Raw genomic sequence first — 8,796 nt, forward strand, 5'->3', positions numbered from 1 at the left:
CCTCCCCTCCACCAGAGGAGAATCGGATGGAACATCAGCTCATATCGGCCATGGAAAAGGCGCTTGGTTGGTCTGGTGCAGACGATGTTGGTCGACGGTTTGCGCGCGGATCGCTGGCGGACACCGGCCTGTGTCCGCGCCTACTTACCCCGACGCGATTGCTAGACATCGTCATGCGACGCAGCCTTGCCGCACACCGCCTTCAGTGCCTCGTGGACGGTGCATTCGTCCACCCTCAGAACTACCTCACCCAATCGACCGCGCGGCGCGGGAACGCGGTCCCCATGGCTGATATGCGACGCCTGGGCCAGCTGATCGAAGACGGCTGTACGCTCGTAGTCGACGAGGCGAACACCTACGACCCTACGTTGGAGGTCGTCAGCCGGGCTTTGCAGTGGTGGTCCCGCGAACTCGTTCAGGCCAATACTTACCTGACGACTGGTTCGGCAGCTGGATTCAACATCCACTGGGACGACCACGACGTCATCATCGTGCAGTTGTCCGGTTCGAAGAGTTGGGAGGTCCGCGGCCTCGCGCGACCCGCTCCGATGTTTCGGGACGCCGAGCCCAACCCCGATCCGCCCGAAGATGTCGTATGGCAAGGCACCCTGGAAACTGGTGACGTCATGCACATCCCACGCGGGTACTGGCATCGCGCGACCCGCCAGGAGCGAGGGCAGGGCCATAGCCTTCACGTGACATTCGGGTTTACGAAGCGTACTGGCGTCGACTGGCTGGCCTGGCTTGTGGACAGGTCCTGCCGGGATGAGCTGTTCCGACATGACCTCGAACGCTGGGCGCCTCCGCTCGTGCGTGCTGAGCAAGAAACCGCGCTCCGTCAAGCGGCGACCGACCTGATGTCGCGCTACACCGTCGCCGATTTCTTCGCGGCGCGGGAGCAGGACCGACGAACTGGCCGGCACATCGCGACGCGCGGGGTTTTCGGACCGGTCAACGCCTTGGTCTGCGTGACAGACTTTCCGCCACGCATCAGCGAGCAAGGCAACGAAGTTGTAGTCGAAGCTGGGCAGCAGGAAATCAGGTTCGCTGGGCGCGCGGTGCCCGCGTTGCGAATGCTGCTGTCGGGCGCTCCGGTCACAGTCTCCGAGGTGACAGCCGCAACTGGAGTCGACGCTGCGACGATCGCCGATGTGCTGGTGACCGCAGAAATCTGCGCGGAGCTCACTCCGGAGCTGGCTACCGGCTACGACGGACTGGTTAGCCCCGGAGCGAGCTAAGTACCGACTCGGCCAGGATGCGAGCAGGCTCGTAAAGTGCTCCACCGCGTTCACCTGCGTTGAGGTACTTCGAGCACTGGTACAACTGAGCTACCAGTCCAGAGCGCGTCGCCAGATCCTTGTGCCGTTCCCGAGAGACTCGCTCAGCCAGACCGGGAACGGCCAAGGATTCGCCGAGTAGCGTTGCAGAGTCATAGCCGCGCGGGGCCAGCCCCCAGTCTTCCCAGTCGAGCAGGACACAGTCCGGCGATGTCAGGTTCGCCCACGCGAGATCAGCATGGTTGGTGGTCCACTCGTCGACCGTCACATCGATGCCGGGGAACACCACTTCGACGGTCGCCTTGATGCGCGCCTGTGTGATCGGCTGCAACCCAGCGACGCGCGTAGTGGTCTGCTGGGACAAGAGGTCCAGTGAGCTGTTCAGCGTGGTCCACCACTCGTCGGACAGGTCTGGCGCTTCGAGTAGGACCCCACCCGGCTTGATCGCGGGCGCCATCACCCGCTCTGTCTCGTCCGCACGCCACATCAGCGAACGTTCCTGATCGAACCAAGACACGCCCTGGAACCATGCAGGTTTCGAGATGCCCTGAATAGCTTCGGCAGCTTCGATGCCGTTCCAGCTCTGACCACTGATGCGATTGAGCGGACGCACCTCAATCCGAACCCACGTGTCGCTAGCCGTCGGCATCCCCACGGTCCGACGCTTGCGCACGATCACAGACCGATCCAGTTCAACACCCAGCGAGCGCTCGACTCGATCAAGTACGGAATCTGTCGACGTCTTGCGCAGATCTGGTGCAGGCACAGGGCTACTGGACATGCGTAGACCGTACCGATACGACGTGACGCAGCACACTTGGCCTGCGGTCTCGCTGGCACCCACCCTTGCCAACTGTTCCAGGGAGAACGACGGCGAGCCGAGTTCACTCGCCGTCGTCCGAAGCCCTGAGCAGCCGGTGAGGTCTTCGGTCAAGCCCCGGGCCTGCTACAGCCCTTGATTGAGGCCCGTTCACCCGACTCCACACGGGGAGCGTCACTCTGCTGACCTGCGGAATCACTGCCTGACGGTTCGGTACCTCAGTTGAAACTTGACTTTGCCTACCTTGAGGGTAGGGAAGGAGGCCTTCCCTGCGTCACCGGCCTGATGTCGGGTGAGGTACATGAAGGCCCCCTTCCTGTACCTGGGCGCAAGGAAGGGGGCCTTCATGTACTGGGAAAGGGACCTACCGGGCTGGTGGTGCCACTGAGGCTCGAGGCGGCGTTCCGGACCCACCCGCAGCAGGTACTTGAAACCCTCTTGGTTCTAGCCCGAATCGCCACTCACGACCAACCTGACCCACGCGATCCCGGAAGTCCCTCACGTCACTCCGCGGCGAGACGCGCCCCACGCGGTGACAGGCAGTGGTGACAGAGTCTGGTAGAGATCACCGGGTGAGCAGCAGTCCCGAACCGACCCCGCTGTGGGACCTCCCGGAGCCTCCGAAAGCCGAGCCGGCGCGGAAGGCCAAACCGTCCCGCGCGAAAACCGCCAGCCGCCGCGGCGCGCAGAATCCCGCGCCCGAGAACCCGGTGGCGCGGATCGTCGTGGACATCCCGCTCACACACCTCGACCGCACCTTCGACTACCGGATCCCCGAGAAGCTGCACGAAGCCGCCGTGCCCGGCTGCCGGGTGCGCGTCCGGTTCGCGGGCCAGCTCGTCGACGGGTATCTCGTCGAGCGGGCGGACACCACGGAGTTCACCGGGAAGCTCGCGTACATCGACAGGGTGACCTCCAGTGAGCCGGTGCTCCCTCCGGCGCTGCACACGCTCTGTCGATCCGTCGCGGACCGGTACGGCGGCACGCTCAGCGACGTCCTGCGCCTCGCGATCCCGTCCCGGCACGCGAAAGTCGAGGCCGAGCCGCCCGCCGAGCCCGCGTCGACGCCGGAGCCGCCCGAAACCACGGCTTGGGAGAGGTACCAAAACGGCCCCGCTTTCCTGGAGGCCGTCGCGGAACGGCGTCCGGCCAACGCCGTCTGGCAGGCCCTGCCGGGCGAGGATTGGCCGCGCCGCCTCGCCGAAGCGGCCACCGTCGCGGCTTCCACCGGACGCGGGGTCGTCATGGTCGTTCCCGACCATCGCGACTTGACGCGGTTGCACGACGCTTGTGTTTCCTTGCTGGGCGCCGATTCCGTGGTCGCGTTGATCGCCGGGCTGGGGCCGGCCGAGCGGTATCGCCGCTGGCTCGCGGTGCTGCGCGGCGCGGTGCGGGTCGTCGTCGGCACGCGCGCGGCGATGTTCGCGCCGGTCGCGGATCCGGGCCTGTTCGTGGTGTGGGACGACGGCGACGACGTCCACCTCGACCAGCACGCGCCGTACCCGCACGTCCGCGACGTACTGATGGATCGCGCGCACGCCGCGAAGGGATCCATGCTCGTCGCCGGGTTCGCGCGCACCGCCGAGGCGCAGTTCCTGGTGGAATCGGGCTGGGCGCAGCCGCTCGTGGCGGCCCGTCCCGAACTGCGGGCCGCGGCGCCGCGGGTCACCCCGGTCGGCGAGGACTTCGACGTCGCCCGGGACGAAGCGGCGAAGGCCGCGCGCCTCCCGTCGGTCGCTTTCGAGGCGGCCCGGCAGTCACTGGCCGGTGGATTCCCCGTCCTGGTGCAGGTGCCGCGTCGCGGATACGTCCCGGGCCTCGCCTGCGGCAACTGCCGGACGTCGGCGCACTGCCGCCGGTGCGCCGGCCCGCTTTCCCTGCCGGGCGGGCTGATCGACGGCGCGCCGAGGCCGCCCGCCTGCCGCTGGTGTGGTGTCCCCGAGACGAACTTCCATTGCGCCGCTTGCGGTTCGGTGCGATTGCGGGCCGTCGTCGTCGGCTCCAAGCGCACCGCGGAGGAACTGGGTCGCGCGTTCTCCGGATTCCCGGTGCGGACCTCGGGCGCGTCGGAGGTTTTGGCTTCAGTGCCCGGAAAACCGGCGCTGGTGGTGTGCACGCCGGGAGCCGAACCGGTCGCGGAAGGCGGCTACGGCGCGGCGCTGCTGCTGGACGGCTGGGCGCTGCTCGGACGGCAGGACCTGCGCGCGGGGGAGGAGACCTTGCGCCGCTGGATGGCGGCCGCGGCACTGGTGCGGCCGGGGACCGAAGGCGGTCGCGTGTTCGTCGGCGCGGAAGCGGGTCTCGCGGTCGTGCAGGCGCTGGTGCGGTGGGACCCTGGCTGGCACGCGAGCCAGGAACTGTCCGAACGGCGTGAACTCGGCTTCCCGCCCGCGATGCGGATGGCGAGTATCGAGGGCACCCCGGACGCGGTCGCCGGACTGCTCGACGACCTCGCCCTGCCCGAGACCGGCGAGGTGCTGGGCCCGGTGCCGCTCGGCGAGGTCGACGAGGACGGCAACGCCGAACGTGAGCGGGCACTGGTGCGCGTCGCACGTCCGGACGGGAAGGCACTGGCCGCCGCGATCCACGCGGCCGCCGCCCGCCGGGACGCGCGCAAGGCGTCCGAGCCCATCCGGATCCAGCTGGACCCCTTGGAGCTCATCTAACCCCCCGCGTTTCGTCCTCTGAATGCGGTCCTTGCACACGCAACTACCGCATTCAGAGGACGAAATGCATGGGGTCAGAGGGTCGTACCGGGGGTGGCGAGGACGTCGGCGCGAGCCGAAGCGTCCGGAGCGGGCGAAGCGGGTTTGGCGGCGGAGCCGCCGAGAGCGGCGGTGAGCAGGGTGACGATCTGCGAAGAGATCGCCGCCCTTCGTACCTCGAAGTCGGCGTCGGTCAGCGCCGAAGGATCGGCGGGCGTGCCGAGGACGGGCGTGTGCAGATGCCCGCCCTCGATCCCGTCCAGGCCGAGCCCCGTCCGGAGCCGGTTGCTCCGGTACATCGATTCGTTCGACAGGTAGTTGCCGCCGCCACCGGAAGCGGCGATCTCGCCCGGCTTCGGCGCGTCCGCCCGGCAGACCGCCGTTCCCGTCCCCGGGTGACCGCTATCCGGCCAGACGCAGAACGCCTGGTTGTACAGCACCTGGTACGCGTCGGCGGGCGCGGCGAGCATCTTTTCGTACGGCAGCGTGGTTTCGATGAACTGGACGGCCGGCTGCGGCCAGCCGGCGGCGGGCGGGACCGGACCGCGGACGGGCTCGTCGAGGTTGTCCGGCGAGCCACCGCGCCAGGCGCCGGCCCATCGTTCGATGTCGAAGCGGCCGGGACGGCCCTGGCTGATCGTCATGATCAGCTCCGGGCGGCGGAAGCGGTCCCTGAACGCCTGGCCGTAGGCCGCCTCGACGATCCCGGCGTCGAAGTAGCTCCACACCACCGGGAACGACACGGCCTGCACCAGCGCGGGCCCGGTCGGCGTCTGGATCACCTTGCCGTCCAGGTGCAGCGCGGCCGCGCCCGACGGGTTCGCGATGCGGACACCCGCGCCGTTGAGGGTGAACGGGTCGAATCCGCTCACCAGCACCCGGCGCAGCTTGGGGCCGGCCGGGAAGCGGGAGTCGTCGAGGCCGCGGGCGCCGACGTCGAACGTCTTCAACAGTTCCGCGCGGGCGGGCGCGGAGAGCGGGAAGCGCGGCGTCCACTGGCGCAGCGCCTTGCTCATGTGCAGGCGCGCCCAGTAGAGCGGCCGGTCGTCGGCCTTGTCGATGCTGCCGAGATCGGGACGGCGGCCCTGCGCGCGAGCGACCGCGGTCCGCCAGAGCCCGTCACCGGCGGTCTCCGCGAGCTTCTCGGCGCGCGAAGCGGTCTTCGTCGCGCAGAGCCGCGTCGTGAAGTCCGAGACGAGCTTGTCGAATCCGGCGAGCCGGACGAGTTCCGGACCGACCGCCGGGCCACCCGAAGGCATGGTCGCGGTGAGCCGCTTCTCCTCGACGGTGATCGCGGCGGAGTCGTCGAAGCAGGCACGCGCGCCTTCGGCTTGTGCGACGCCAGGGACCGCGAGGACGGGGAGGGCGATGAGCAGCGGAAGGAGCACGCCCCATCGCCTGCCGGGAGTCTTCATGGACCGCATTCTTCACATCGAGGCCGGGCGGCACCACCGACGTTCGCAGGTCTGGCCGGGTCTTGTCCGAGGTGGACAGGCGGGGCAGACTCGCGCCATGGCCGCGCACAGAAGCACTCTGGGACGCATCACCGCAGTCACCGCGATCGCCGCCCTGATCGGCGCCGCCGCGCCGGGCACCGCGGCGGCCGCCCCACCGACACCCAAGTCGCCGACCGCCGTCGGCTACCTGGGCGCGGTGTCGAGTATCGACGCGGACGCGACCGCGATCGGCACGAAGATCCTGCGCGAGGGCGGCAACGCCGTCGACGCGGCCGTCGCCACGGCCGCCGCGCTGGGTGTCACCGACCCCTTCTCCGCCGGGTTCGGCGGTGGCGGCTTCTTCGTCTACTACGACGCGCGCACCGGCAAGGTGCACACCCTCGACGGCCGCGAGACCGCGCCGTCGACGGCGAACGAGAACCTCTTCGTCGAGAACGGCAAGGCGATCCCGTTCCCCGAAGCCGTCACCAGTGGGTTGAGCGTCGGCGTGCCCGGCACACCCGCCACCTGGGACGAAGCCCTGCGCAAGTGGGGGACCAGGTCGCTGGCGAAGGCGGTCAAGCCCGCCGAAGACCTCGCCCGCAAGGGTTTCACCGTCGACCAGACCTTCAACACCCAGATCGCGAACAACGCCGCCCGCTTCTCGGCGTTCCCGTCGACCCGGTCGCTGTATCTGCCCGGCGGGGCGCCGCCCGCGATCGGCACGACGTTCAAGAACCCCGACCTCGCCGGCACGTACGCGCAGCTCGCCGCGAAGGGCACCGACGTGCTCTACCGCGGCCCGATCGGCGCCGACGTCGTCGACACCGTCCGGAAGCCGCCGGTCGACCCCGCGTCGACGCTGAACGTGCGCCCCGGTGACCTGACCGCGGCCGACCTCGCCAAATATCGCGTCGTCGAGCGGAAGCCGACCAAGACCCGGTACCGCGGCCTCGACGTCTACGGCATGCCCGCGCCGTCGTCCGGCGGGCTGACCGTCGGCGAGGCGCTGAACATCCTCGAGAACACGAAGCTCTCGAAGCTGGAGAAGGCCGACTACCTGCACTACTTCCTGGAGTCGACCCGGTACGCCTTCGCCGACCGCAACCGGTGGATCGGCGACCCGGCCTTCGTCGACGTCCCGGCGAAGGAACTGATCAGCCAGAAGTTCGCCGACAGCCGCGCGTGCCTGATCGACCCCGCGAAGGCCGGGACGAGCCCGGTCGCGCCCGCCGACCCGCGTAGGCCGACGCCGTGCGTGGCGGGGACGAACGCCGCGCCGACGCCGTACGAGGGCGAGAACACCACGCACCTCACGGTCGCCGACAGATGGGGCAACGTCGTCGCCTACACGCTGACCATCGAGCAGGAGGGCGGGAGCGGCATCGTCGTACCGGGCCGCGGGTTCCTGCTCAACAACGAACTGACCGACTTCTCCTTCACCCCGGTGACGCCGGGTGTGCCCGACCCGAACCTGCCGGGCCCGGCGAAGCGGCCGCGTTCGTCGATGGCGCCGACCATCGTGCTCGACCACGGTAAGCCGTTCCTGGCCGTCGGCTCGCCCGGTGGCGCGTCGATCATCACCACGGTGCTGCAGATCCTCACCGGCCGCATCGACCGCGGCCTGAAGCTCGTCGACGCGATCGCCGAACCGCGCGCTTCGCAGCGGAACTCGGCGGCCGCGCAGGTCGAACAGGCGTTCTTGGACCAGACCGAGGTGCTCAAGGCGCTGAAGGCCAAGGGACAGGGCTTCTCGACGGCGCCCACGGAGATCGGGGCCGCGACCGGTGTCGAACGGCTGCGGGACGGCCGGTGGCTCGCCGCCGCCGAACCGACCCGGCGGGGTGGCGGCTCGGCGGCCGTCGTGCTGCCCTGGCCGCCCCGATAGGGACTGAGCTCACGAAGGCCTCTTCAGCTCTCTCGCGTGCTAGGAACGGTCCGTTCCTTGCAAATTTCGCAAGGAACGGACCGTTCATGGCACGCGACGGCGGGGACAGGGACAGCGAGCGCGCCCCGGCGGCGGGGCCCTTCTAGACTGAGCCCCGATGTTCGCCCAGTCAGAGGTACCCGTCCCCCCGGCGGAGGTGCGTTGATGCGCCTCGTCTTCGCCGGCACCCCCGAACCCGCCGTCCCGTCGCTGCGCGCGCTCCTCGCGTCCGAGCAGCACGAGGTCGTCGCCGTCGTGACGCGTCCGGACGCGCAGGCGGGCCGCGGCCGCCGGGTCGTCCGTTCCCCGATCGGCGCGCTGGCCGACGAGCACGGGATCGAGGTGCTGACCCCGCCGAAGGCGAGCGACCCCGCGTTCCTCGCCCGGCTCGCGGAGATCGCCCCCGACGCGTGCCCGGTGGTCGCCTACGGGGCGCTGCTGCCCCAGGCCGCGCTGGACATTCCGGCGCACGGCTGGGTCAACCTGCACTTCTCGCTGCTGCCCGCGTGGGGGGGGGGGGGGGGGGGCCCGGCCGCACGCCACGCGGGGGAAAAAAGAAACGGCAAGCCGCCCTCCCCCACCCTCCCAGAACCCGACACAAGAAAAGACTAAAGCCTGAGCCACAAGCAAA

Annotated in this window: 5 protein-coding genes and 1 pseudogene; 4 read left to right on the plus strand and 2 right to left on the minus strand. The window is 69.5% G+C overall.

Features of this window, described 5'->3' with window-relative positions; translation table 11 throughout:
- The first annotated feature begins 26 nt into the window (after positions 1-26).
- Positions 27-1,238 (plus strand): JmjC domain-containing protein, encoded by a 1,212-nt coding sequence (locus ACZ6DT_RS06175; RefSeq protein WP_465589463.1) that lies wholly within the window; start codon positions 27-29, stop codon positions 1,236-1,238.
- Here the strand turns inward: ACZ6DT_RS06175 and ACZ6DT_RS06180 are convergent.
- Positions 1,219-2,211 (minus strand): hypothetical protein, encoded by a 993-nt coding sequence (locus ACZ6DT_RS06180; RefSeq protein ID WP_465589466.1) that lies wholly within the window; start codon positions 2,209-2,211, stop codon positions 1,219-1,221. The two genes, ACZ6DT_RS06175 and ACZ6DT_RS06180, sit on opposite strands and share 20 nt — an antisense overlap.
- A gap of 458 nt (positions 2,212-2,669) precedes the next feature.
- Here ACZ6DT_RS06180 and ACZ6DT_RS06185 point away from each other — a divergent pair, with 458 nt between their 5' ends.
- Positions 2,670-4,763, plus strand: a complete 2,094-nt coding sequence (locus tag ACZ6DT_RS06185; protein WP_465589469.1) for a primosomal protein N' — start codon at positions 2,670-2,672, stop codon at positions 4,761-4,763.
- Between the two features lie 74 nt (positions 4,764-4,837).
- Here ACZ6DT_RS06185 and ACZ6DT_RS06190 read toward each other — a convergent pair whose 3' ends face one another.
- Positions 4,838-6,217 (minus strand): pyroglutamyl-peptidase I, encoded by a 1,380-nt coding sequence (locus ACZ6DT_RS06190; RefSeq protein WP_465589472.1) that lies wholly within the window; start codon positions 6,215-6,217, stop codon positions 4,838-4,840.
- A gap of 97 nt (positions 6,218-6,314) precedes the next feature.
- Between ACZ6DT_RS06190 and ggt the strand changes: the two genes are divergently transcribed.
- Together ggt and ACZ6DT_RS06200 are read left to right on the plus strand one after the other, a co-directional pair.
- Positions 6,315-8,126, plus strand: coding sequence for a gamma-glutamyltransferase (ggt, locus tag ACZ6DT_RS06195; RefSeq protein WP_465589475.1), 1,812 nt, complete (start codon positions 6,315-6,317; stop codon positions 8,124-8,126).
- Positions 8,127-8,330: 204 nt separating this feature from the next.
- Positions 8,331-8,675: pseudogene (locus ACZ6DT_RS06200) on the plus strand (methionyl-tRNA formyltransferase); the annotation flags it as partial.
- Between the last annotated feature and the right edge of the window lie 121 nt (positions 8,676-8,796).

The sequence above is a fragment of the Amycolatopsis sp. NPDC041971 genome, from assembly GCF_055588925.1.